The sequence below is a fragment of the Paenibacillus taichungensis genome, assembly GCF_003287275.1.
In the GTDB taxonomy this organism is placed as follows: Bacteria; Bacillota; Bacilli; order Paenibacillales; family Paenibacillaceae; genus Paenibacillus; species Paenibacillus taichungensis_A.
On record NZ_QEVW01000015.1, the window covers coordinates 21,695 to 46,664 of the forward strand.

24 protein-coding genes are annotated in these 24,970 nt (G+C 46.2%); 11 read left to right on the forward strand and 13 right to left on the reverse strand.

Translation table 11 applies throughout. From position 1 onward, the window contains the following. Positions 1-343 precede the first annotated feature (343 nt). The 5 genes from DC345_RS22430 to DC345_RS22450 form a co-directional block, all read right to left on the reverse strand. Positions 344-1,021 (reverse strand): NAD(P)H-dependent oxidoreductase, encoded by a 678-nt coding sequence (locus tag DC345_RS22430; protein WP_113055024.1) that lies wholly within the window; start codon positions 1,019-1,021, stop codon positions 344-346. Positions 1,022-1,285: 264 nt separating this feature from the next. Beyond that, positions 1,286-1,744 (reverse strand): 2-thiouracil desulfurase family protein, encoded by a 459-nt coding sequence (locus DC345_RS22435; RefSeq protein WP_113055025.1) that lies wholly within the window; start codon positions 1,742-1,744, stop codon positions 1,286-1,288. A gap of 64 nt (positions 1,745-1,808) precedes the next feature. After that, positions 1,809-3,068, reverse strand: a complete 1,260-nt coding sequence (locus DC345_RS22440) for a hypothetical protein (protein ID WP_113055026.1) — start codon at positions 3,066-3,068, stop codon at positions 1,809-1,811. Next, complete coding sequence (locus tag DC345_RS22445; protein ID WP_113055027.1) at positions 3,065-3,643, reverse strand: RNA polymerase sigma factor; 579 nt, start codon at positions 3,641-3,643, stop codon at positions 3,065-3,067. The genes DC345_RS22440 and DC345_RS22445 overlap by 4 nt, the downstream gene beginning before the upstream one ends. 174 nt (positions 3,644-3,817) lie before the next feature. After that, positions 3,818-4,552, reverse strand: coding sequence for a class I SAM-dependent methyltransferase (locus tag DC345_RS22450; protein WP_113055028.1), 735 nt, complete (start codon positions 4,550-4,552; stop codon positions 3,818-3,820). Positions 4,553-4,719: 167 nt separating this feature from the next. Between DC345_RS22450 and DC345_RS22455 the strand changes: the two genes are divergently transcribed. Continuing rightward, positions 4,720-6,075, forward strand: a complete 1,356-nt coding sequence (locus DC345_RS22455; RefSeq protein ID WP_113055029.1) for an MATE family efflux transporter — start codon at positions 4,720-4,722, stop codon at positions 6,073-6,075. 149 nt (positions 6,076-6,224) lie between these two features. On the opposite strand, the gene DC345_RS22460 is transcribed toward DC345_RS22455, so the two are convergent. Then, positions 6,225-6,581 carry a FlxA-like family protein gene (locus DC345_RS22460; RefSeq protein ID WP_113055030.1) on the reverse strand — a complete coding sequence of 119 codons (357 nt, stop codon included), beginning with the start codon at positions 6,579-6,581 and terminating at the stop codon, positions 6,225-6,227. Positions 6,582-6,903: 322 nt separating this feature from the next. On the opposite strand from DC345_RS22460, the gene DC345_RS22465 reads away from it, so the two are divergent. The 10 genes from DC345_RS22465 to DC345_RS22510 all read left to right on the forward strand — a co-directional run bounded on the left by DC345_RS22465 (position 6,904) and on the right by DC345_RS22510 (position 17,117). Continuing rightward, positions 6,904-7,197 carry a putative quinol monooxygenase gene (locus tag DC345_RS22465; protein ID WP_113055031.1) on the forward strand — a complete coding sequence of 98 codons (294 nt, stop codon included), beginning with the start codon at positions 6,904-6,906 and terminating at the stop codon, positions 7,195-7,197. Positions 7,198-7,364: 167 nt separating this feature from the next. Continuing rightward, complete coding sequence (locus DC345_RS22470; RefSeq protein WP_113055032.1) at positions 7,365-8,558, forward strand: MFS transporter; 1,194 nt, start codon at positions 7,365-7,367, stop codon at positions 8,556-8,558. Next, complete coding sequence (locus DC345_RS22475; protein ID WP_113055033.1) at positions 8,559-9,017, forward strand: heme-binding protein; 459 nt, start codon at positions 8,559-8,561, stop codon at positions 9,015-9,017. 218 nt (positions 9,018-9,235) lie between these two features. Next, the gene (locus DC345_RS22480; RefSeq protein WP_181586693.1) at positions 9,236-9,970 is read left to right on the forward strand and encodes an IclR family transcriptional regulator; all 735 of its coding nucleotides are present in this window, start codon (positions 9,236-9,238) and stop codon (positions 9,968-9,970) included. A gap of 425 nt (positions 9,971-10,395) precedes the next feature. After that, on the forward strand, positions 10,396-11,253 hold the full coding sequence (locus DC345_RS22485) for a carbohydrate ABC transporter permease (RefSeq protein ID WP_053779693.1): 858 nt from the start codon (positions 10,396-10,398) through the stop codon (positions 11,251-11,253). Continuing rightward, complete coding sequence (locus DC345_RS22490; protein ID WP_113055035.1) at positions 11,250-12,134, forward strand: carbohydrate ABC transporter permease; 885 nt, start codon at positions 11,250-11,252, stop codon at positions 12,132-12,134. Before DC345_RS22485 ends, DC345_RS22490 begins: the two co-directional genes overlap by 4 nt. Before the next feature lie 54 nt (positions 12,135-12,188). Further along, on the forward strand, positions 12,189-13,571 hold the full coding sequence (locus DC345_RS22495) for an ABC transporter substrate-binding protein (protein ID WP_113055036.1): 1,383 nt from the start codon (positions 12,189-12,191) through the stop codon (positions 13,569-13,571). A 131-nt stretch (positions 13,572-13,702) separates the two neighbouring features. Beyond that, positions 13,703-14,710: a LacI family DNA-binding transcriptional regulator gene (locus DC345_RS22500; protein WP_063567785.1), complete on the forward strand. Its 1,008-nt coding sequence runs from the start codon at positions 13,703-13,705 to the stop codon at positions 14,708-14,710. 33 nt (positions 14,711-14,743) lie between these two features. Further along, positions 14,744-15,736: an N-acetylglucosamine kinase gene (locus tag DC345_RS22505; RefSeq protein WP_113055037.1), complete on the forward strand. Its 993-nt coding sequence runs from the start codon at positions 14,744-14,746 to the stop codon at positions 15,734-15,736. Positions 15,737-15,791: 55 nt separating this feature from the next. Then, entirely contained in the window at positions 15,792-17,117 is a 1,326-nt protein-coding gene (locus tag DC345_RS22510) for a 6-phospho-beta-glucosidase (RefSeq protein WP_113055038.1), read from the forward strand. 258 nt (positions 17,118-17,375) lie between these two features. Here the strand turns inward: DC345_RS22510 and DC345_RS22515 are convergent, their stop codons facing one another. The 7 genes from DC345_RS22515 to DC345_RS22545 form a co-directional block, all read right to left on the reverse strand. Beyond that, a complete protein-coding gene (locus DC345_RS22515) occupies positions 17,376-18,605 on the reverse strand; it encodes a family 8 glycosyl hydrolase (RefSeq protein ID WP_113055039.1) in 1,230 nt (409 codons plus the stop codon). Between the two features lie 467 nt (positions 18,606-19,072). Further along, positions 19,073-20,293 carry a TraB/GumN family protein gene (locus tag DC345_RS22520; RefSeq protein WP_113055040.1) on the reverse strand — a complete coding sequence of 407 codons (1,221 nt, stop codon included), beginning with the start codon at positions 20,291-20,293 and terminating at the stop codon, positions 19,073-19,075. 180 nt (positions 20,294-20,473) lie between these two features. Further along, positions 20,474-21,769 (reverse strand): ABC transporter permease, encoded by a 1,296-nt coding sequence (locus DC345_RS22525; RefSeq protein ID WP_113055041.1) that lies wholly within the window; start codon positions 21,767-21,769, stop codon positions 20,474-20,476. Next, entirely contained in the window at positions 21,762-22,664 is a 903-nt protein-coding gene (locus tag DC345_RS22530; RefSeq protein WP_113055315.1) for an ABC transporter ATP-binding protein, read from the reverse strand. The genes DC345_RS22525 and DC345_RS22530 overlap by 8 nt, the downstream gene beginning before the upstream one ends. Before the next feature lie 20 nt (positions 22,665-22,684). After that, a complete protein-coding gene (locus tag DC345_RS22535; protein WP_063567903.1) occupies positions 22,685-23,581 on the reverse strand; it encodes an ATP-binding cassette domain-containing protein in 897 nt (298 codons plus the stop codon). Positions 23,582-23,596: 15 nt separating this feature from the next. Beyond that, positions 23,597-23,986, reverse strand: a complete 390-nt coding sequence (locus tag DC345_RS22540) for a GntR family transcriptional regulator (RefSeq protein ID WP_079695916.1) — start codon at positions 23,984-23,986, stop codon at positions 23,597-23,599. Positions 23,987-24,078: 92 nt separating this feature from the next. After that, positions 24,079-24,819 (reverse strand): hypothetical protein, encoded by a 741-nt coding sequence (locus DC345_RS22545; RefSeq protein WP_181586694.1) that lies wholly within the window; start codon positions 24,817-24,819, stop codon positions 24,079-24,081. Positions 24,820-24,970: the final 151 nt, after the last annotated feature.

The following is a 24,970-nucleotide window of genomic DNA, read 5'->3' on the forward strand; positions in this document are numbered from 1 at the left end:
TTTATCGCTCGAATCTTTCCAATGGGTTTTCCCTCTCGCACCAAAGCGTTAACGAACCTACCTCACCTTAAAAGGTAATTAATCAAGGAACTCAGAATGTAACGAACCTCAGGACAGTTATTCATTCATAAACTTAGCCCCGAAACGTAAAAATCGACCCACTGGACGAAATAACCTCTCTGTAATTCGTTACATCTCAGACCTATGTATATAGAAGCGAATAACGTGTGCACGGTTCATTAGAATAAGATAACAAAGGGTGGTCCCATATCATTTTTTGAACAACGATATGGAACCGCCCCCGTTATGTTTTATATATAAATAGCAGATCACACGTTAAATTTTAATCAATCCACTGCGTGATTTTATCCAGAGACTGACGGGATTTCTCGCGTGGCGGATCTTCCGCCCGATAACCAAAGGCTGCCATGACGGAAACATCCCATAGTCCATCCTCCAGCAGACCTTCCTCTTCCAGAATATGATGTACGGCCTCATAGTTAAACCCTTCAATTGGGCAGGAGTCGATACCAATCAGAGCTGCCGCAGTCATCATATTACCGAGAGCAATATAAGTCTGTTTCGACGCCCAGTCAAATAAAGTACGCGGGTTCTCAAGCATTCGTTGGTTCTTTTGAAATTTGCCATAAGCTTCACGAGTCAACTCAAATACGTCATCCGGCATGCCCTTGATTTCTTTCAACATATATTCCGCGTATGGCGAGTTATAACTCGCATCGGATCGCGCCAGAATGACAACAAAATGGCTTGCCCCCGCCAATTGTTTCTGAGCCCCGGAAGAAACTTCGGACAGACGCTTGCGGAAATCCGGGTTCTGCACAATCAGAAATTTCCATGGTTCCAATCCGATGGAGCTTGGCGACAATCGTCCCGTTTCCAAAATATACTCGAAGTCTTCTGCTGAAATGGTACGTGAAGCATCAAACTGTTTGGTTGCATGCCGAAAATGGTAAGCGTTCAAGACGTTTTCTTTTGTAATGGCATTTGCCGAGAATTCCATATAATCTGCACATCCTTTTCTTGTTTATGTTCATGTTTATGGTCTCACCTGAATACCTGAGTATTATTTTAGAGTTTATATCCAAAATATAAAAGTACGCACAATAATGTTTCTTAGTATATAAAAGTAACCATTATTTCTAGCAAGGTTTTTCAATAATAAAGTGCCAGCCCTGCTGTAACAAAAAACAAGTCGCCATGGATCTGCTGCTCCCCCAGGCGACTTACCTATGATTCATGTCAGAGATAATTAAAATTACAACAATTAGAGCTGTTCCATGAACTCATTTTCCGAGATAACCTTAAACCCCTCTTGCCGCAGCAAAGCAGAAGTAACCCCTTCGCCCACGACTTTGTGGTTGGCAAAGTTGCCATCGTAGATCATCTGTGTACCACAGGAAGGACTGAATTCTTTGAGCACCACACAGGTGACATCCAGTTTTTGCGCCCATTCGAGTGTCTGATAGGCTCCTTTGATGTACAGATCCGTGACGTCATTACCACTCTTCTCCATGACCTTGGCTGTACCTGCCAGCACATCCTTACCCGTACCGCCGATAATTTCAGCCGGCTCCCGCGGGGTAGAAAATCCTCCAAGCAGCTCCGGGCAGACCATCTTTGCCTGTTCCTGCTCTACAAGCTCCTGAATCTTTGCATCCAGACTCGCTGTTCCGTTGTAACGGCAGGCTACGCCAGCAAGACATGAACTCACCAAATATTTCATCGTTATGCTCCTTATGCTCCATCCATCCATCTATTAATTTGATTGTATCATATGAAACCAAATCTTAGAGGTCAATTCTTGTAATCATTGTAATCCGTGCATCATCTTCATATCGAACCTTAAAAGTATTGTAGATCTTTGTCTCTGATGAACTGAATGTGACCATTCCAAGCGCGTTAGGGTCTCTTTTTAGTTTATATTTATCAAGATCAATATTGAACATTTGTTTGATTATTGGTGCTGCATTCTGCCTGATTACACTTTCCTTCATATTACGTAACTTCTCAAAGTAAAGCTCATACTCTTCCCCAGATTCAAGTTCTGGAACCCCCCTCTGGAAATCCATAACAGTATATTTATCGCTAAACATCCCACCAATTCTACTTACTAAATAACGATCTCCAAAATACAGTTCCGTTGTATCTTCAATCGTCTTGCCATTTTGTTCAAAAATTATATCTTTCAAATCAGGTGCAGGCTCACCAGACAAGGCTTCAATCGACATTCTGGCTTCTGTTATTAAATCTTGTGATACATTATCCGAACTCACACTACCAGAAACGGATACCGCTTCATCCCTTGTCCATTCGATACTGCCACTGCCCCTACTATTCTCCAAAAACACTGTTGTGAACCATACCGGTTTTTCCTGGCCCTGCTTCATTTTCACATAACGTCTGGCTGAGATCGGTTTTAGCGTAGGGTCACTTTTTATCCCTTCAAGCAGTGACGGAATTTGACGCAAATAACGATGCTCCAGCTCATTAGCTGCCATCTCCCGTCTCATCTGTACCTCACGCAGATTGCCTGTTGCCGCATCAAGCCAGATCAACGCATATTCTGCATCGCCTTCTTTTCCGGCCTCGACATACACTCTTCCAGAAACAGGCAGATCCTGCACTTTGGTTATGAGTAATTGTTTGCCAAGATAGTCTCGCATCGTGACGGCTACATTCTTTTTCATCTTGTCTGTGAGCAGGCTCATGCCGGCATCATCCGTATATTGCAGCGCTGCTGTGGGATATACTTTTTCGATTACAGGGTCCACAATCTGCCCGTTCCAGAAAATGACCGCCGCTGCCACGGCTGCAATCGTCGTGCACGCCATAACAGCTCTGCGGGAGCGAAGACGGCGTCTATGTTGATTGAGCAGTTTTTTTGGCTCGATGAACTTGTCCCCAGCATCGCTGATTTCCTGTGCAGATCCCGATTTGAGCCAGGCTACCTGGCGAAGTACGTTCTGCTTATGCCCCTCGGTAAAAGGAGACGCCGCAAACGGCTCCTGTTTGACTACTTTTTCCCATTCATCATCCACATGTTTCATTCGCTTCGTTCCTCCCACTGTTTCCGTACTTTGGCCTTCGCCCTGGACAGTCGCGATTTGACCGTTCCTGCGCTGATGCCCAGCATTTCCGCAATTTCACTCGTCGTAAGCTCATACTTCAGATGCAGCAAAAGCAATTCCCGGAATTTATCCGGCAGAGCCATGATGATGTCCCAGATTTCATGAACGTGCTCCCTGCTGATCGCCTCTGCTTCGGCAGAGGGGTGAACCCATTTTTCAGGCTTCATCTCACCCTGGCTCGTATTCACCTGTTCCGTATGGATTGGCAGTGTCTCTCCCCATAAACTGCTGCGAAAAAATCTGGACTTTCGGTATGTAAATGTTGTGTTCCTAGTAATGGTCAGCAGCCATGTCTTCAATGAGCATTCTCCTCGAAAATGGGTGATCCCGGAATATGCCCGGATAAACACCTCCTGTGACAATTCATCTGCCTGCTCGGTACTTTTGGTCAGAAAGTACGCATAGTTCCATACATCGTTCCCGTAATCATCCATCATGCTGCTAAGTGTGTAATTGTCGATCGTCTGAGCGTGTGCCAGATATTGATAGTCCAACTGATGTTCACCTCACTTAATAAGACTGCGTCCATTCGGGTTTGGTTCCCAAACGGTTTATTTCTTCTCCCTATCCTGCAAAATAAAATAAACCAGCAATGTCCAGTTGTACTGAACGCGCTGGTCTATCTAATATAAAACTCATAAACTTCATTTTGATGCCGAAGCTGCTGCTCAAGCCTTAACCGCGGCAATCATCAGAAACATCGGTCGACGATTCTCGTCTCGCATACCTGGAACCTGCTCCATCATCTCAGGGGATGGCTTGGACTCGGCTACCTGTTGAATGACAAAACCAGCTTGAATCAATTCATTCAGATGAGTCGCCATCGTCCGATGATATTTCACCACGTCCTGGTTCAGAAAGTTCGCTACCCGCTGCCCTTCCTCTTGATAATGATCCACAGGCCAATGCAGTATTTCACCTTGAGGTCCATAATGCCAGTCCTGCTCCGCCCGCGCCGTGAAGATGGGATGCTCCGCAGACAAGACAAACGTCCCTCCTTGGACAAGATATTTATTTATTTTTGCGTATACCTGATCCAGACGCTCAATATAATGCAAAGCCAGGGAGCTGATCACCACATCAAATTGTCCAGGTGCAAAATCGATATCCTCAATCGCCATACGCTGGTACTCAATCTGAGGATCATCCGTCATCTCGCGTGCACGTTGCAGCATATTTTCAGACAGATCCACGCCAACCACAGAACTAGCCTGTTGCTCACGTGCATATCGACAGTGCCAACCAAAGCCGCACCCCAGATCCAGTACGTTCTTGCCCTTTAATTCCGGTAGCATCGTTTGCAGTTCATGCCACTCGCCTGCGGCCTCCAGCCCTTGGGTTGACCGGGCCATCTGACTGTAATTGCTGAAAAACTCGGCTTCATCGTATTTGTTTTGCTTCATAAAGAGATTCCCTCCCGTATCATAAAAGGTGCTCTATTAACTCTACCATATAAACGGTCATCTTTTGGAAAAGTTGCCAACCAAATTCACGGTATGTTATTATACAGAACGAACGTTCAGTATAATATAATATAGAACGAACGTTCAGTATAATAACGGAGGTCATCATGAACACAAATTGGACGCATCCATTAGAAAGGCAATCTGTAGGTAAGGCATTTGTAAGCTACCTCGTGCCTTCCATATTAGGGATGCTCGTTATCGCTTTCAACTTTATTATCGACGGTATTATGGTTGGTCACAAGCTTGGGTCTACAGCGCTCGCCGGAATCGGGATTGCTTCTCCTGTCTATACGCTTTTTGTAGCCATGTCGCTATGGATTGGAATGGGCGGGGCAACTTTGTATTCCACCTATATGGGTAAGAAGGATCTCACGACAGCGAGACAACTCTTCACCAAATCCATTACGATTATTTTGCTGATTACGATGGTTATTGGATATACGGCATATTCTTTTAGAGATAAACTTGTCTTCGCGCTTGGTGCCAATACTGAAACATTCCCGTTTGCTGCGGACTATATGAATATTATGCTGTTGTTCGGTTTTGTCTTTACCATTGAGAATGCACTCACTATTTTTGTTCGGAACGACGGAAATCCCAATACGTCCATGTATGCTCAGATTACGTTTGCAGTAGCCAATATTGTGCTTAACTATATAACGTTATACGTGCTGGAATGGGGTGTACGTGGTGTTGCGATGGGTACAATTGTATCGGCATCTCTGGCACTTCTAGTGTTGCTAACTCACTTTTTCAGGAAAAATAACAATCTCAAATTCACCCGATTCAAATGGAGTACCAAACTGCTGGCTTCCATTGCACTCATTGGTTTTCCCAGCTTCCTGGCTGAACTGGGCATGTCCGTCTTCTCCATCTCTCACAACATCTCACTGGATCGGATTGCGGGCACGGATGGCGTAGCGTCTTTTACAGTCTTGAACTATATTCATGGTGTTGTTCTGCTGGCATTTCTTGGTCTGGCCTCCGCTGCCCAACCTTTGGTCAGTTATTATCACGGAGCCAAACAGATGGATCGGGAAAAACAGACCATTCGCTTAGCCTCCAGAACGGCTCTGGCATGTGGGGTTCTGCTGTTACTCGTTGTACAACTGGGCGCACCTTATTTTGTGCAAATCTTCGGGAACTTCAGTGCCAGCGTGACGGATAACGCCGTGTACGGTTTGCGAATCTTTACTTTTGCATACTTGTTCATGGGTATTAACTTTGTTATGAGTACGTACTTCCAATCTGTCGGAAATGCCAAAATGGCCATCTGGATTACAGCAGCACGCGAGATGATTATTATGGTTGCATTGATTGCGATCCTCCCTTCATTCTTGGGTGTCACTGGCGTTTGGCTTGCCGTTCCGCTATCCGAGTTGGCAGTTCTGGTGACTATCGGCATGTACTACAAAAAAAGAGCCGTCTCTGAACGGATAAACGGTTTAACGATTGAATAAAGCATATGCATGTGAACAACCAAAAGACCTGCTTGATCTAAAGAGATCAGGCAGGTCTTTTGGTTGAGCCAATCTGCTATAACTTATGAATTAGCTCGCTCGTTTAAAATATTTTATATTCAGTTTTATAGTAGGTTCTGTATTACATCTTATACCCGAATATCAAATCGGCCATTGCTGTCCGTCGTTGCATTGGCAATTTCTTGCGGGGATGCTGCTTGCATTCCATTGGCTGGTGGTTTGGCCGGCGGCGCTTCTTTGGTTGCGGTTGTACCGCTGCTCTGGGAACTTTGCTGCGAGATTTGAGCTTCGATTTGCTTGATTTGCTGCTGTATCTGCTTCGTTTTGGTCTCCTTGGTTTTCTCATCGTCCTTGCTGGATTGCACTTTCTCCAATTCGGCCTCAAGCTTCGTCTTTTGTTTTTCTAGCTCGCTTGTGCTGTTCGAACTCGATGAAGATGTGGATATGTAGGATGTCGTGGAACTTGCTGCTGAAGAAATATTCATCGTTGATCTCCTCCTCTTTCTTGGTTCCACTATATCCCATACAGACGATAGGAACGTTAAATTCAACTGAAAGGTTGCTGAATGGGTTCTTTATTAGAAACTTTCTAACATTTTTTGAAAATCTCCTATGATTCACCTATGATAGGCCATGCTGCATGCATTTTTTTCATATTTCAGCAACAGATCTTCCCTTTTAACCCCTTTGGAGAATCACTGTACAGAAAAAATATCGGCTTAGAGACACAGTAATATCGTTACTCAATTATTGTTTAGGTTTTATCAACAAGAGATCAACAAAACTTTTTATTAAGAGGTGTATTTTATGAATGTCATTACCATTTGTGCGATTCTAAAAGCAAAACCTGGGCAAGAGGAACAGCTACGCGATGAATTGATCAAACTTATTGAACCGTCTCGTGCAGAGAAAGGTTGTATACAATACAAGCTGCATAAATCGCATGAAAAAGAAGACACATATGTTTTTTATGAGTCTTGGGCTGACGAAAATGCCATAATCGCACATGTGAATACCGAGCATTATCAAACATACCAGAAAAATATAGAAACCATAATTGACAGCATGGATGTGTATCATTTGGAAAGCATTGAGACATAAGGTCAAAGCTAAGTACGTTGTTATTGTTTATGTAAAAATCAATCGATTCTCCAATTGGTATTATTATTGTATCCAACGAGAAAAGTTTCTTTTATAGAAACTTTTTTTCTTTATTTGAACTCAATTAAGTTCTCACTTAATATTGGCCTACATAAGGAGGTGAAAGTATGAATTCAAAAATTTTTATAGCACTAATGTCACTTGCAATAAGTGCTTTTGCTATTGGAACGACAGAATTTGTTATTGTCGGTATTCTGCAAGAGGTAGCCACCGATCTTGGCATATCGGTAACGCAAGCTGGCACCCTGGTCTCAGGGTATGCAGTGGCCCTTGCTATTGGAACCCCAATCGTCGTAGTTATTACCGGGAAATTACCTAAAAAAGGATATCTGGTGTTCCTAATGATTGTCTTCACTTTAGGGAATGCTCTAGCAGCAATATCTTCCACCTATTTCCTTTTGCTCTTATCTAGGATAATTACAGCTATTGCACATGGTGTATTTTTCGCTGTTGCAGCTACAGTGGCCGCAGATATGGTGCCTGCTAACAAGAAAGGCACCGCCATCTCCATTATGTTCACCGGGTTAACCGTCGCTACCATTTTGGGTGTTCCCCTTGGAACCTATATCGGGCAGGAATTTGGTTGGCGTATGTCATTTGCCGTGGTCGCAGTTTTAGGGCTGATAGCCTTGTTGGTCAGTCTTGTGGCAGTAGAAAAAGTCCCACGTTCAATGCACTCACCGACCTTAAGAGCTGTTGGAAGTTTGATTGTTAATCCTCGAATCATCACTGCCTTGTTAATGACGATTCTTGGTTTCGGTGGAACCTTTGCTTTATTCACGTATATCTCTCCTATCCTTGAAGAGATTAGCCGCTACTCATCTTCGTCTATTTCATGGCTACTGCTGATTTACGGAGTTGCTGTAGCCATTGGAAATATTATCGGGGGTAAATTAGCAAATGGACATCCTGTAAAGGCACTTCGATTCGTATTTCTGTTTCAGGGCATTGCTCTGCTGCTCCAAATATGGCTATTGCCAAACAAGACGCTCACCATTTTGTCCCTCATATTAATGGGTTTCTTCGCTTTTATGATGTCTCCTGGCGTACAGGCTTACATTCTAATGCTCGCAGAAAAGCTGGTTCCTTCTGCCAAGGATGTCGCTTCTGCATTAAACATCTCTGCATTTAATATTGGGATCGCTGCTGGTTCAACATTGGGTGGGCTTGCAGTAGACCACTTGCATATGATGGACACGGCTTGGATCGGTGCAATTATGGCAGGATTCGCCTTTTTACTGGCAGCTATAAACTACAGAATGGATAATAAACAGAATCTTTTTGTTGAGGAGAGAGGATAAATGGATTTAAAATCACTAGAACTATTAGAGGAAGAATTAGAATTTACAAGTTTTAGCCATCAAGATGCTCTTGTCATTGGTAACCAGATTGTGCAGTATGCTCAAGAAAACAACGTAGCGGTGGCCGTGCATATTGAACGTAACCGAGTTCCCGTGTTTACCCATCTCATGGATGGTACTTCGGAGGAGAACTACGTATGGTTATTTCGCAAAAAACGGATTGTTGATCACTATAACCGCAGTTCTGCCTACATCGACCAGCGCTTTATCCAAAGTGGTGCTTCTCATTCAGAACACTCCCTGCTTTCTATTGCAGAATATCAAGCAGTTGGGGGTTCTATTCCTATCCGTGTCAAGGGTGTTGGCGTAGTCGGATCTGTAACGGTTGGCGGATTAACCGGCGAGTTGGATCATGCTTACGCAGTTGAGGGCATTCGCCTGTTTTTAAAAGGAGAATAAGTGTCCAATGGTTATGGTCATAACCACTTAAATATACCGGAGAGGGTTTGGGCGTAAAGCTCTTTCCCTCTCTTTTTCATTTGTAATGAGGTCAGCATAAAGAATGTAATCAGTTTATATGTCAATAATTCAATTATAATAATTTCCCGCTTTCAGTAAAACTGAAACTACATCGTTAGTCATAAAGACAAAATTAAAGGATGCTTAGAGGTGAAAAAATGGATCAATATGAGGTTGCAACCCTAAAAAAAGGACTACTCATTCTAGACGCGTTGCAACAAGGTGTACCCATGAGACTGACTGAGATCATGCATCGGTTTAACCTTAACAAGTCTACAACTTTCCGTCTGCTATATACGCTGGAAGTGACAGGATTTATTCAAAAAGATGGTCACACGTACAAAGCTTCTGAATTAAAGGGACACCATTCATCGTCTGCTAACACTCGACTTAATTGGTTAGTTGTTCCAACCCTGCATCAATTAGCACAGGATCTTGGCGAAACTGCCTATATCGGAGTTTTAGATGGAATGAAAGTCATGACAGTTCAAGTGGTGGAGGGCAATCATGCCATCCGTAGCCATACACGTGTAGGTGATTCCGCTTATGCCCATCTAAGTGCCTTTGGGAAAGTTATCTTGGCGCACCTAAGTGATGAACAACTAAAAAAAATGCTTACACACCTCACCCAGCACAAAGCAACAAGGCATACCTTTGACGACAACCATTTATTAAAAGAGCATCTAAACGTAATACGTCAACAAGGATACGCCATTGATGATGAAGAAACAGAAGTGGGTTTACGCTGCGTTGCTGCTCCAATATTTTATAATGGTAAAGTGATTGCAGCATTGGCTATATCCGGCCCTGCCGCGCGATTAAGTCGAAAGAGAGACCGTGCGTTAAGTAAAAAATTGAAGGAATGCAGTGCACAAATTACCGGCCTACTTTGACCCGCTCACCTGCTAAAATACAGCCCAAACATTGTGATAATTGCAGTCCATAGAGTACGTAACCTGAACTGCGTAGTAAACTTTTTAGGTTCAAAATAAAAATGTCTTAAGACACTTGGCCTAAAAATACAGTCCTTTCGAGAAAATTCCTCCAAAGAAATTTCTTTAATTTCCAAGGAACTAAAAGGTAGCGCTTACAAACATCCAAAAAAAGGGTTGCTAATTGAGAAACCATCCACTATGATAATCTCATCAGTCCGGATAATAAAGTTAAAGCACTTTAACTTTCAACTACATAACATCAAATGAAACCTTTTATTTATGGGATAACTCAATTCTGAAAGTTAAAGCGTTATAACTTTATATCAAATAGAAAGGTTGGTGTTTATGTGACCCATCGCGAAAGCCGGCGGCAGACATTTTACATGTACCTCTTCATCTCTCCATGGCTTATCGGTTTCTTCGTGTTTGCCTTGTATCCGATTCTGTCATCCCTTTATTACAGCTTCACGGACTATGACATTATCCACCCGCCGAAATATGTCGGACTCGCGAATTACAAAGAAATGTTTCAAAATGACCTGTTTTGGAAATCTGTTGTCGTAACGGTGCGCTATACCTTTATCAGTGTACCGATCCAGCTGCTGCTGGCACTCGGATTCGCTCTCCTGCTCAATGCGAAAATACCGTTCCGCGGATTTTTCCGCACGGCCATGTATTTTCCGAGCATGGTATCCGGCGTCGCCATGTCCTTGCTGTGGTACTGGATTTTCAACCCATCAATCGGTCTGTTCAATTACGTGCTGTCCTGGTTCGGCATTAGCGGCCCAGCCTGGCTCATGAGTCCCGATTATGCGCTTTACGCTCTGATGATTATGTCCTTCTGGACGGTGGGCTCAGGCATGATTCTCTTCCTTGCGGGACTTCAGGGGGTTCCTTCAAGTCTCGTGGAAGCCGCCAGGCTTGACGGTGCGGGACGCTTTCGAATTTTTCTGAATGTGACGCTGCCCATGATTTCACCGGTACTTTTGTTCCAGCTGATTATGGGCGTCATTGATTCTTTCCAGGTATTCACACAGGCGTATGTAATGACCCAAGGGGGTCCAAACTACTCGACCTGGTTCTATGTTTACAACCTGTACACCAGCGCCTTCAAGGAATACAGGGCAGGCTACTCCTCGGCACTCGCTTGGGTGCTGCTGATCGTCGTCATGGCGTTTACGGCGCTCATTATCAAACTCTCGAACCGTTATGTTCACTATGAAGGAGGCGGACGCAAATGAGTACGATTCCGACTGCCGGACCAGGGGCTTCACCTTCTGTGAATAAACGCCGGCGCAAAATTGACGCGTTCAGCATTGCCAGCTTCATTGCCCTGGTGGTCACAACCTTTCTTATGCTGCTCCCTTTGTTTTTCATGGTCTCGACCTCCCTGAAATCAAAGAAGGAACTGCTGACGTTTCCTCCGACCTTTCTGCCAGAATCCTGGCAGTGGAGTAACTACAGAGAAATTTTCGATACGCTGAACTTCGGTCAAATGTATATGAACAGTCTCATTATCGGCATTTTGACCGTTGTTGGCACCCTGTTTTCGTCAGCGCTTGCAGGCTACGGCTTCGCCAGATATCGGGGCAAGGGCAGCAACCTGTGGTTCATGCTCATGCTCAGCACCATGATGCTTCCATATCCGGCGATTATGATTCCGCAGTTCATTCTCTTTTCCAAGCTGAACTGGATCGATACCTTCCTGCCGCTGATTGTCCCTGCGTTTTTTGGTTCGGCATACAACATCTTTTTGCTGCGACAGTTCTTCTCCACGCTTCCGGATGAGCTGTTTGACGCTGGACGCATCGATGGCTGCAGCGAGTTCCGGATGTGGCGACAGATCGCTTTGCCTCTATCCGGTCCGGCACTTGCAACCGTTGCGATCTTTGCCTTCATCTACAGCTGGAACGATCTTTTGACACCAGTGCTCTATTTAAGCTCATCGGATAAGTTTACGCTTCCGGTCGGTATGTCTTCCTTCACATCTTCGCGTTTCCGAATTCCGCCGTGGCATCTGCTCATGGTTGCCTCCGTACTCGCCATGCTGCCGATCGTGACTCTGTTTGCGATAGCCCAGAAGCGGTTTGTAGAAGGAATTGTACTTACAGGCATCAAGTAAAGGCTCCGCCGCAGGGGCGGCAAAAAAACTTGAATAAATGGGGGACTGTCGTTCATGAAAACGATAAGAATCAAAAAGTCTTTTACACTTTTGCTTGCGACCAGCATGCTCGTCGTATTGGCATTGTCCGGCTGTAGCGGCGGCAAATCAGCGGGGGATGTCGTACCCGGTAACGATGGCGATAGCGCTAACTCAGGTGGGCAAGTAACCATAACGCACTACACCATCGATTCCGAGGATCGCACCTTTATCGAAAAGCTCGTTCCGGATTTTGAAGCCCAACATCCAAATATTAAGGTAAAAATCGAGAAAGCTCCTTACGAGCAGTTCGACAGTAAACTCCAAACACTGATTGCCGGGGGCAAATCACCTGACGTCACAAGCCATTATGGATACGGCGGTTTTGCAGAGTATTACAACAAAGACATGCTGCTCGACATGAACGACATTATTAAGGAAGACGGATTTAAAGCGTCCGACTACAACATCCCGGATGATCTTATGAAAATCTACACCGTCAAAGACCAAGTCTACGGTATTCCGGTCAACATGTACGTCTCTCTGATGCTCTACAACAAAGACATGTTTGACGCTGCCAATGTTCCTTACCCTCCAAGCGATTACGAGGACAAGAGCTGGACGTTTGACAAAATGGTCGACGACGCGAAGCAAATGACGCATGTATCCAATGACATTGCCAAAACCCAGTATGGCGTTGACTTCACATGGTCCGAGCGCGATATGCGCCCGCTCTATTTCGGAGCCGAACCCTACTCCCAGGATACTTGGACCAACGGCGGCGTACCATCTGAGACTCATTTCGATTCGCCTGAAGTGATCGCAGCCTATAACAAGCTGTTCAACCTGATTTTAAAAGATAAAGTGTCTCCGACAACGGAATGGAGCAAAAGCGTAGCGGGGCAAAACGGCGATGCGTTCGTAACCGGCAAGGTGGGTATGACCGTCAGCGGCTCATGGAGTCTTGCGGGCTCCAATGACTTCCCTTTCAAGGTTGGCGTGGCTGCAGTGCCTGCCGGCGGCAATGACAAGGTCCGCAGCGTGCTTTTCGTCGATCCACTCTTGATTCTGAAGGGCTCCAAACATCCGAAGGAAGCTTTTGAATGGATCAAGTATCTCGTCAGCGACGAAATTCAGGAAAAATCCATCGAACTGAGCGGTGGCAACCCTCCTGTAAATACGAAAGCAGCCGAAACCTATTACAAGCATTTTGATGGCATCGATGCGGCTGATGTGAAGAAGGTTTACGAAGGTGCTGTAGAATACGGATTTGAGTCCTATAACCACCTGATCACCCACTATTCTCAGATCAACGACATGTTCATCAACGAGATGCAGCCGATCGATACCGGACACAGCACCGTTGAAGAAGTGATGCCGACGATTCAGAAAAAAGTCATGGAAATTATCAAACGTTAATGCTAAACATTGTGCCGTCCCACAAGGGGCGGTGCATCTATCAAATTAGCTTCGCGGCTAAGCCTCCGTACATGTATACTAATGTTAAGTCAATATAAAGTACGGAAAATCTGCCGCAAGGAGAATAAACAATGAAGGTTAGTATATTTGATGTTGCAAAGAAATCAGGGCTGTCCGTCGTAACGGTCTCTCGCGTCTTAAACGGTGCAGAATCCGTGCGAGAGAAAAATAGGCAAAAGGTTCTGGAGGCTATCAAGGAGCTCGATTACCATCCCAACGCTGCTGCGCGGAGTTTAGCCCGCGGTAAAACAGGAATCGTCGGATTGATCATGACCACTCTACAGGACTCCTTCTTCGACACCGTCGTTAAAGAGCTGAACGAAGTGCTTGCACTTCACGGCTATTTTCTTGCTGTTTCGGTCTCTACCGGCATTGGCTCCGATGAAACCCATTACCTAATCCAGGAGGACCGGGTAGACGGACTTATTCTGCTCTCGCCGATGGAAGAGGATAACTACATTGTGGAACTGAAGCGTCGCAATATTCCTTATGTCCTCATCGACAATCAGAAGCCGGAGAATGATACTTTTTCGGTAACAATTGATAACTATAAAGGCGGCTATGCCGCTACGAAGCATCTGCTTGATCTCGGCCATACCTCTATCGCGCACTTGAGCGGACAGAATATGTTCCGCAGTACGAGGGAGCGCCGCAGCGGTTTCCTGCAGGCACTTAAGGAGAAAGATCTGGCTCCGTTTGAAATGATCACGGGCGATTTCGAAATCGATTTTGGTTATGACATCTGCCGCAAATGGCTGCGTGAGGGACGCCTGCCTTCAGCGGTGTTCGCGGGCGATGACCATATTGCGCTCGGGGTCGTGAACGCCCTAATGGAAGAAGGCATCAAGGTGCCTGAACAGGTAGCTATCGTCGGCTATGACGATCAATATATTTCATCCAAGCTGCACCCCCATCTGACAACGGTCCGGCAGCCTGCCGACCGCATTGGGGTCGCCGCTGCGGATATGCTGCTGAAACGCATGGACGGTACGATGAAACGTGGGGCTAATGTAAGGATCGATCCTGAACTCATCGTGAGAGAATCTACTGGATCACCAACAAAAGGTACGACCGGATAAAAAATATAAACTTATATATAGGAGTGACGACCATTGGCTTACTACTTGGGAATCGATGGGGGAGGAACAAAAACATACGCCCTGCTGACCGATGACTTCGGCAATGTCCTTGGCAAAGGCGTGGGCGGCAACGGCAATCACCAGATTGACCACGCCTTGGCCGCACAAAGCATACGGAAAGCTGCAGAAGGAGCTCTGAACGAGGCAGGACTGCGGATTCATGAAATCTCGCACACCTATTTCGGACTTGCAGGAGCAGATCGGGAAGTCGATTACCGAATCCTGCACCCTCTGGTTCAGGGAATCGGATTCACCCAGAATTACTCGATTAACTGTGATACCATGATCAGCCTGCGCGCAGGTACAAACCGACCTTACGGGGTCGCACTGATCTGCGGCACAGGTACCAACTCCGCAGGCCGCAATCCGGCAGGAGAACATGTGCAGGTCGGCGGTTTTGATTATATGTACGGCGATTTCGGCGGTGGCGGTTCCCTCAATATTGAGGTGTTCCGCTCTGTCATCCGTTCTTGGGACGGCCGGGAGCAGCCAACACTCCTGACTCCCCTGCTGCTGAATTTCCTTGGATATAACAGTGTCAGCGATATGTTCGATGACTTCCAGGATCACGGCAAGCAAGTGCCTGTCCATGCAGCGAAGCTGCTGTTTGAAGCTGCCGCCGAGGACGATGTTGTAGCTCTGGAAATTCTGAACCGTCAAGGTGTAGAGCTTGGCAAATCAGCGGCTGCGGTGATCCACAAACTTGGAATGGAAAATGACGCCTTTGACGTTATACTGGCAGGAAGTCTGCTAACAAGGGGAGATCGAGGCTGGATTCGCAACAAGGTTGAACAGGCTGTTGCAACCGTCGCTCCGAATGCGACCATTGTAACTTTGGCAACCGAGCCCGTTGTCGGTGCCTTATGGTCTGCTATGGATGCAGGCGGACATGCGGTAAGCCAGGATGTGTATAACAAAATGCGGGCCTTCCGCGATTTCGAATATATTAAACAAACCACAAGATAAACGTCTATAAATACTGTCATCATAAATAATTCTTATAAGACTGGAGTGTGCAAAAATGGAAAATGAACAAGGACTTAAAATAGCGGTAATCGGTGGTGGATCTTCCTATACTCCGGAGCTTGTTGAGGGGTTCATCCTCCATCATGCCGAGCTTCCGGTAAGAGAGCTGTGGTTGGTAGATATTGAGCCGGGAGAGCGCAAACTGAATATTGTCGGCAACTTGGCCAAACGTATGGTGGAGAAATCGGGTCTGCCGATTGAAGTTCATTTGACTTTCGACCGACGCGAAGCCATCAAGGGTGCGGACTTCGTCAGTACTCAAATGCGTGTCGGCATGCTTGACGCCCGTGGCCGCGATGAATCCATCCCCCTGAAATACGGTGTAATCGGTCAGGAAACCACTGGTCCCGGAGGCATGATGAAGGCGCTGCGGACGATTCCGGTCCTGCTTGATATCTGCCGTGATATTGAAGAACTCGCTCCTAATGCCTGGCTGCTGAACTTTACGAATCCGGCGGGTATGGTCACAGAAGCCATTCTGAAGTATTCCAACGTTAAAAGCATTGGTCTCTGTAATGCACCGATCGGCCTAATCAAGCAAACCTCAGCCAAATACGGCGTAGAAGCGGACCGCATCTATGCCGAGTTTGTTGGCCTGAACCATCTCCACTGGATTACGCGTATTGATGTGAACGGAGAAGACAAACTGGATGACATGCTGGCTGATACGGCAGGTTACAGCGCGAAGAACGTGCCTGCACGGGAGTGGAATCCGGAATTCTTGCAATCCCTGCATGCCCTACCTTCCTACTATTTAAAATACTTCTATATGACTGATGCCATGCTTGAAGAGCAGTTGGAATCTTTACAAACAGGCGGCAACCGTGCGGAAGTGGTTAAACGCGTCGAAGAAGAACTGTTCGAGCTTTACAATGACCCGGACCTGAAAGATAAACCGAAACAGTTGGAACAGCGGGGTGGCGCCTTCTATTCCGAAGCAGCCGTAAACCTGATGCGCTCACTGTACAACGGAACGAATGACATTCAGACGTTGAACGTAGCCAATCAAGGCATCATTGATTTCCTGCCAGACGATGCCAGCATTGAAGTCAACTGCGTGGTCACCAAAACCGGTCCACTGCCCCTGCCGCTAACCAAGGTTCCTCCAATGGCCGTTGGACTGATCCATGCGGTTAAAACCTATGAGCGCCTCGCCATCGATGCTGCAGTGACCGGCGATCGTGGATTGGCCATACAGGCATTGGCCCATCATCCTTTGGTCCCTTCGGTCGAAGTGGCGATTCAGATGCTGGATGAAATGCTCGAAGCCAACAAGGAATATTTACCGCAGTTCTTTACTGAATCTGCAGCTAATGCATAATTCGGCTATCATCCATTCGTCCTGATACCCTAAGAAAACGTCTATGGACGTACTTTCACCCTAAACGAAACCGTCATATTCCAGGATTCCTGAGATATGGCGGTTTGTTGTTTTTAGGCATTTTCATATCTATATCACTTGCTCAAATCAATCATTAAATCATTCTCCGTAGCCTAGCTCCATCCCATAAAAAAGCAGGCAGGGAGAGCTAATCCCCCTGTCTGCTTGCATAGGAGCAATCAACGGATTATAAGCTGCTTAGTATGTCCACCAGTTGCCGGACATCACGATCATGGAGAACAGCTTGATGCTATCTTCATAGTAGCCTTCATTGGAACTGCCGGCCGTTTTGGTCCAGACGGAATTCAACCAGTTTTGATTCACGGACGAGGTCATAGCGCTGACACCAAACGGTGCATAGAACGCGCCGCTGCCGCCGGAACCTGTAACCGTGCCGTTGAGTTTATAACCATCCTTTACGTTGCTAGGGTTACCGCTTACTTTGGCTGAGATCCAGCTATTCATTTGATTGAGCTGATTGAGTGCCCGGCTGTCACCAGTCATCAGGTAATCCGTTGCAATCCGCCAAGGCGTACGGCATGAGTTGTAATCGTAGCTGCCGTCATTCGCCCCTTCCAGGAAATTGGCTGAAGCCGGCTTGTATGTCGAGCCAGACAGAACGACGAAGTCTGGAAGCAATCCGGTTGATGAGCTGTACCCGTTGTATAAGGAGTTGACAATGGTGTAGGTTTTGTCGATCACGTTCGCCCATCTGGCATCACCCGTTGCCGCCTGGAACGCCTTCAAGTGATTCAGCATAAAGTCCGATGGACGGGTAGCATTTTTGAACGTGTTGTCCGTTGCCCAGTCGCCAAGACGCAGCGTCCATTGGGACTGATTCACGTCACTTTGCATGATGGCATTGATGATGTCCTTGCCGGCCTGAAGGTAGTTGATACTGCCGCTGCTCCCCCACTGCTTGTCCGCAAGCAGGAGCGAATAAGCAATGTCCATGTCTCCATCCGTGGCTGAATCGGCGCCCTCAATGTTCTGGAAGCTGCTATTTTGTTTCCATGCCATCAGTTTCGAATTGTTGGCGCTCGGATGAGCCTTATAATATTGATAAAGTCCGTCGAAATAGGTCTGTGCATTGCCGTCATAACCAGCCATTAGAACCGTTGCCAGCATTCCGTACCCATGCGCCTCAGATACGGTATCCCCGTTGGACTGATATTTCACATAATACTTGCCTGTGCCCGCCGTTTTCAGATAAGCTGATTTCCAGCTGTCCCATTTCGCTTTAACGGAGCTGTCCATCGCACTTTGCGTAACATGATTAGGCTTGATCGAGCCGCTGGTATATGTCGTGTGCTGCGGAAACGGCTTGTTTGGAGCGGCGAAAGCAAAGCTCGCCGGAATCAGAAGAAAAGCGAGACAACACATCATAACAGCCTTGCTGCTAACCGAAAATCTCCTATTTTTTTTCATAAATTTACGCTCCTTTTTAGGTCCAAATGGGTCTTAATCCATGACATAACCTTTAAGCCGAAAACTCAAATGCGGCATCGTGAAGGAAAAAGCGTGATTCATTATTGGCCTTGCGAGATACAATCACCTCCACCCTAAAGTTAAAGCGCTTTAACTTTTAAAACGCTTACATTTATTTTAATTGTTCTTCTAATATTTGTAAATAGACATTTCCGAGATTGCTTCTAAAGTCCTGATTCGACATTTTGGCAGTAAAAAAAACGGGAATCAATGCACAAGGATTCTTACCCTAATTAATATCAAGCCTTCATTCACTCACGTATGGATTACTACTTTCTTCGCAGGCATACAAAAATCCCCTCAAGCTTCCAATGCTTGAGGGGATTTTAACGATCTTCTTTTTTCACTATTGTCTACCAGGTGGGAAGAATATCAGGCTCCCATAAAAAAAAGGAGCTCTGATTCTCTTATTTTCTATTCACTGTATATCCTTTATCCTCCAGCAACTTCACGATCCCATGATCGCCCAAGTAGTGCGCTGCACCAACCACGATGAAATACTCTTCACCCTTGCCGTTTTTCAGGTAACCATCGATCTTATCAGCCATTCCCACATTACGGTCGATTAGCATTGCTTTGTTGTATTCTTCGTCATCAGAGAAGCTGTTCGTCAGCTTCAGCAGTTGCTCGTCATTTCCCGTTTTCCACATTTTGGCCATTTGATTCACGCTGTCATCCAACACATCGAAATTGTCCAAAGTCGCTTTCAATGTTTTCTCTTGCAACTCTTTCGAGAATTTATTGAACATTCCCAATTGGGATTCATAGGATTCCAATTCGATCACCGGAAGTTTGCGCTCGATTGCCTTCTGGATGAAGTACAGATCAACCCCCGCAGATGCGTCATAACCGGCTTTCATGGATTTCAGGCTGGCCAGTGTACTCTCCACCACCCAAGGCTTGAAGGTATCCAGGGCGTTCGCTTCCAATCCACTTTGCTTCAAAATATCGCCCAGTTGAGTATACGTCTCGCTGGAGATGTGATCTTTCAGTGTTGAGCCATCCTGATACGAGCCCAGATCCAGAACAATCTTCTGTTGCGCTTCATCAGCCGCTTTGCTGATATCGATCTCTACGCCCAGATAATCAGCCTCGGCAAAAGCTTCTTCAAACTCCTTACGCAATGGATAAAAGCTTTCATCCGCAATATGCATAGAACCGACCAGGTACACGGTGTTGCCGTTGCTTTCGACTTCCCACATGAAGCCTCGTCCACCGGTTTGAACAGTTTCTGTTTCGTCACCTTTGGAAACCAGCAGCACTGTGCGAGTAGCAGCATCCCAACGGACCTCATAACCAGTTGCATCCCCGACAATACGAATTGGCGCGTACGTTACGCCATTAATGCGTGTAAGCTTGCTCTTCAAAGTAATCGTTTTGCCGTTAACTACGGCTGTAATCGTATCATCTGTTGCTGTCGTCAGTTTCACATCCATCGCATCCAGCGTGGAACGCAGCGGAACAAGTGTTGTTCCTTTATTGTTAATCGGTGCACCCGTCGTGTATTCAACCGTTTCGTCATTCACCTTTACCGATGTCTCTTGCGGAGAGGCCATAGCCGGTACTGCGGATGCGAGCAAACCGACCGATATAGTTAGGGATAAGAGCATGCGTTTCCAGTTTTTCATATTATGTATGTATTCTCCTTTAAGAATGAAATAATGAAAAGATATATTCACTAGAAGAGAAATTAGAGATGGGTGCCACACCTACTTTCTTTAGTGCAGCACCTGCTCCTATTAAATTATTTTACTGCGAAATCCAAACACTACACGCAAGCAGCAGCGTTCGTTCGTAAACTTGAATCATCAGATCTTATAAGCCTTCATCGCTTTGAACAATTCCTTGAACGTTGGGCGTTTACCATACATCAGCACACCTGTACGATAGATTTTCGCTGCCAGCCAGCCGAAGATCATAATCGATACCACGAGAATGGCCAGTGACGTCCAGATCTGCCAGGTTGGCGCAACGCCTGCCCCAATCCGAACCAGAATTGCCGTTGGCGATGTGAACGGAATGAAGCTTGCTACTTTCAACAACAGGATGTTCGGTGTAGCAATACTGAAGATCGCAATATAGAAGGAAACCAGGGACAACATCGTAATCGGCAGCACGGCCTGACCCAGTTCTTCTGTCCGACTCACCATGGAACCAATGGCCGCAAACATCACGGCATACAGGAAGTAACCCAGAATGTAGAAGATAAGTCCATATACAATGACTGCGATGTTCACATCACTCAGATTCATATTGAAATCGCTCAATACATCACGGTTATGCGGTAACAGCATATTGCCGGCAACTACTGCACCGAAAATACCGATTTGCAGCAAACCTACCATGAAAATACCGATGATTTTACCAAACATCTGACTGAGCGGGGATACACTCGTGATCAAAATCTCCATGATACGCGAGCTCTTCTCGGCCGTAATCTCGGAAGCAATCATATTACCTGTCATCATCGTTGATGTGAACAACAGGATAATCAGCAGGTATACCACAATGTAGTTGATGCCACTCATCGTACCTTCCGACTCCGCAGCAGCTCCGCTTTGGCCAGAATCCAGGCTTTGCTCTGTCAGTTTTACTGGCGTACTGATGAGCTGTTTTTGTTCCGCCGTGAGTGTATCCTTCACCACGACATCCAGCTTCACAATTTGCAGTGCAGCTTCAATCGGTGCTATAACCTGCGGGGAGATATCTTCGCTTGAATACAAGACAGGTTGTGGGAAGTCTTGCCCTGCAACAGGTTCAAACTTCAGGTACCCATCCAAAAGCTCCGACTCCACATCAGCTTTGAGGGCCGCTTCATCTTTACTCGCGTCGTTAACAAAACGATACGTCTGATTGCCTTGTGCGGAGGCGTATGTCTCCAGCTTCTCGGCTACCTCCGTTTGTCCCGTGCTCAGCAGACCGATATTCACCGGATTCGCGCTTGAGCCTCCACCAATGGGACCCCCATTAAATAACGTAATGAAATATGGAATATTGAGTCCAATCGTAATTAAAAGTGCAAGTACAATAGTCGTCACCATGAAAGACTTCGTTTTTACTTTATTTTTGAACGTAAATCCGATAATTGTCCCCATTTTATTCATTCGACTCACCTACCTCACGAATAAAGATTTGGTTAAGCGTTGGTTCCTTGATTTCAAAATGTTCAACAGTCGTCTGAGCCATGGCTGCTCTCAGAATTTCCTGAGCAGCTTCCATCTGACCAATATGGATCAGGTATCCACGCTCATTTTGCTCTACCTTTTTCACACCTGGCAGCTGTTCCAGACCACCCACATTACCCGTAGTGCTCAGGAATACATGCTCACGTGGATAACGGCTCTTGATCTCTTTAATCTCTCCTTGCACAACTGTATTGGAGCGATGCAGAATTGTGATCTGACGACATAATTCTTCAACGTGCTCCATACGGTGTGTCGAGAACAGAATGGCTGTGCCTTCGTCACGCAACTCCTTCACCGTGGATTTCAGCAATTCCACGTTTACCGGATCGAGTCCGCTGAAGGCTTCATCCAGAATGAGAATTTGCGGTCTGTGCACCACTGCGGCAATAAAGCCCATCTTTTGTTGATTCCCTTTGGATAGTTCCTCAATCTTTTTGTCGTAATACTCCGGCACTTCGAATCGGTCCAACCAATACTTCAGGCTCTGATCCGCATCCTTTCCATTCATGCCGCGCAGGCGGGCCAAGTAGTTGATCTGTTCACTGACCTTTACCTTTGGGTACAAACCGCGCTCTTCCGGAAGATATCCCATAATCTGCTGTAATTCTGTGCTATAGGGTTTGCCGTTGTACTTGATATTTCCGCCGTCCGGGTGGATCAGCCCCAGCACCATACGCATCGTTGTTGTTTTACCAGCACCGTTGGCTCCAAGCAGACCGTAAATCTCCCCTTCTTGTACATTAAGTGTCACACCATTCACTGCTGTTTTGTCTGCGTATTGCTTGACTACCTGCTTCAATTCCAATCGGTTCATCATTTATCGTCTCCCTTCGGTTATTTCCACTGTACGGGTGCATACCCGGCAATCCAGAAAGCCAATACTTCATCCAGTTCCAAGTTCCGGATTTTCAATACCCGGTTATTTGCCAGCTCCAGCCTTTCCTGCGCTTCACTGACCCGGGTTGTAATGACACGAACCAGCCCTCTCTCTTCAGAAGAAGATTCCACAACACCAGGAATGCTCTCTGGTCGCAAGTCCCCTTCATACCAGACTTCTTTCCACTGATCGAGCACCATATCTTTCTCGGCCATCCCCAGCGACTGACCACGGTGCATCAATACGATGTAATCTGCGAGCCTTTTGACTTCATCCGCAATATGGGTGGCAATCAGGATCGTGGTGTCTCCTTCAGCCATGAAGGTACGGAACTGCTCGACCATCACTTTCCAGGCAAAGGGGTCCAGTCCTGATGAAGGCTCATCCAAAAGCAATAGTCTTGGGCGAGCTGCAATTGCAGCAGCGATCTCGAATTTCCGTCGTTCTCCCTTGGACATCTTGTTCAGCTTCACATCAACAGGTACTTCCATATCGTGAATCAGTTGGTTGAACAACTTCATATCCCAACGCGGGTACCAGTAGGCCCGGAAATCAGCTGCTTCCTGTGCAGTAATCCGGTTCTCTTCGAGCCCCGCGTTATCAGCCACAAAACCGATCTGTTGTCTCAATTCAATGGGAAGCGGCCCCTCATGTTCCTTCCCAAACCATATAATCTGCCCGGCATCAGGCAGTACCACTTGTTGCAGCATGTTAAGAAGTGTGCTTTTGCCTGAACCGTTATGACCGAGAATAGCAACTACATACCCTTCCGGGATGGTCAGATCGATCGGGCCAATAACTCTGCGTTTTCGCATTTTGGATACACCGTTCAACTGAACTGCGATGGGTTCCATCTATGAATCACTCCCTCACTTCGAGTAAACTGCCCTAAGGACTTCCCGGAACAGACTCTCCAGTTCTTCTTCCGTACATCCTACCGATTTTCCGGACTGCACCGCTGCCTGCATCGCTTCCTGTGCGGCCTTCAATCTATAATTTTCTCTGTCGCCGGCTTCTACCTGGGCCACAAATGTACCCGTCCCCTGCTTCGTACGAAGCAGGCCTTCATTCTCCAGATCCTGATAGACCCGTCTAACCGTTATAACACTGCAATTCAGTGATCCGGCGAATTCGCGAATGGACGGCAAATGTGTTCCCTCCCCCAACTGACCTGTAACAATTAACGATCTTAACTGATTTTCAATTTGGTGGTATAAAGGTTCAGCGCTATTTTCATTAATTTGAATGGGTATTTTCACATCTTGCACCTCGCCCTCCGGTACACTCCAGTCTGTTACCTGTCCGTGCCGGTTTCATCCTGTTTTCATTTTTGCGTTCATCTCTCATACCGTTAACTCAAATCCCTAGTGGAAAGTTTCTTCAGCGTCAATCGACTGAAAAGCCATAATCCCGCTATGCCAGCCACCAAAGCAACCCACATAATCGGGGAAAGCAGCCCCCATGATTTACTCACATCAATTACAATCGAAAATCCGTAACTGCCCGACGTTCGGATCAGCAAGGATATGATGATCGTAAGCGGCAAGAACAGCGAACTGAGAAGCAAATATTTTTTGCCACTGTGCAGAAACTCTCCGTAAATATATAAGCCTGTCATGAGAAGTCCGTAACCTGTACAAGTTATGCCAAAGGCCAGGTACTGATCCCACCGGAACCCTTCCTCGTGCAACCCAACCACGTACAGTGACCCATAAAAAAAGATACCATTATAGGTAAACGCCATCAGAGACTGCTGAAGTCTTGACCACATCACCGTCTCGTTAGGAATGGGAAGTCTGCGGTAGTAGGCCAGCATCTGTGTATAGGAATCCTCCTGTATGTACCGGAAAGATCGTCTGCTGAACACAAACCCCTGAAATGGCACCATGATCAAAAAGAAAGTATCTACAACAGGGTTAATGAAATCGGTCTTCTGTTGTCCTAATAACATCACACCACTCATGCCACCAGTGTATATCATAAAAATTGCAGTCCACAGCCATTGGAGCTTATCCTTGTTCATCTCGCTGCGGGTCAACCACCACGCCTGCTTCCATGCGCTCATATCATTGCCTGCCTTTCCATCTGTCATTGGAACACTTTGCTCACTGTATCTACTGTATATATCAATATACACAGTATACAGACCTCTCCCTATTCCCGTCAACCCCTTATTTTCCTGAATCAGGAAGAATGGATGGGATTCAGGTTAGAGTTACGATAAAATAAAACTTGATTCTGAA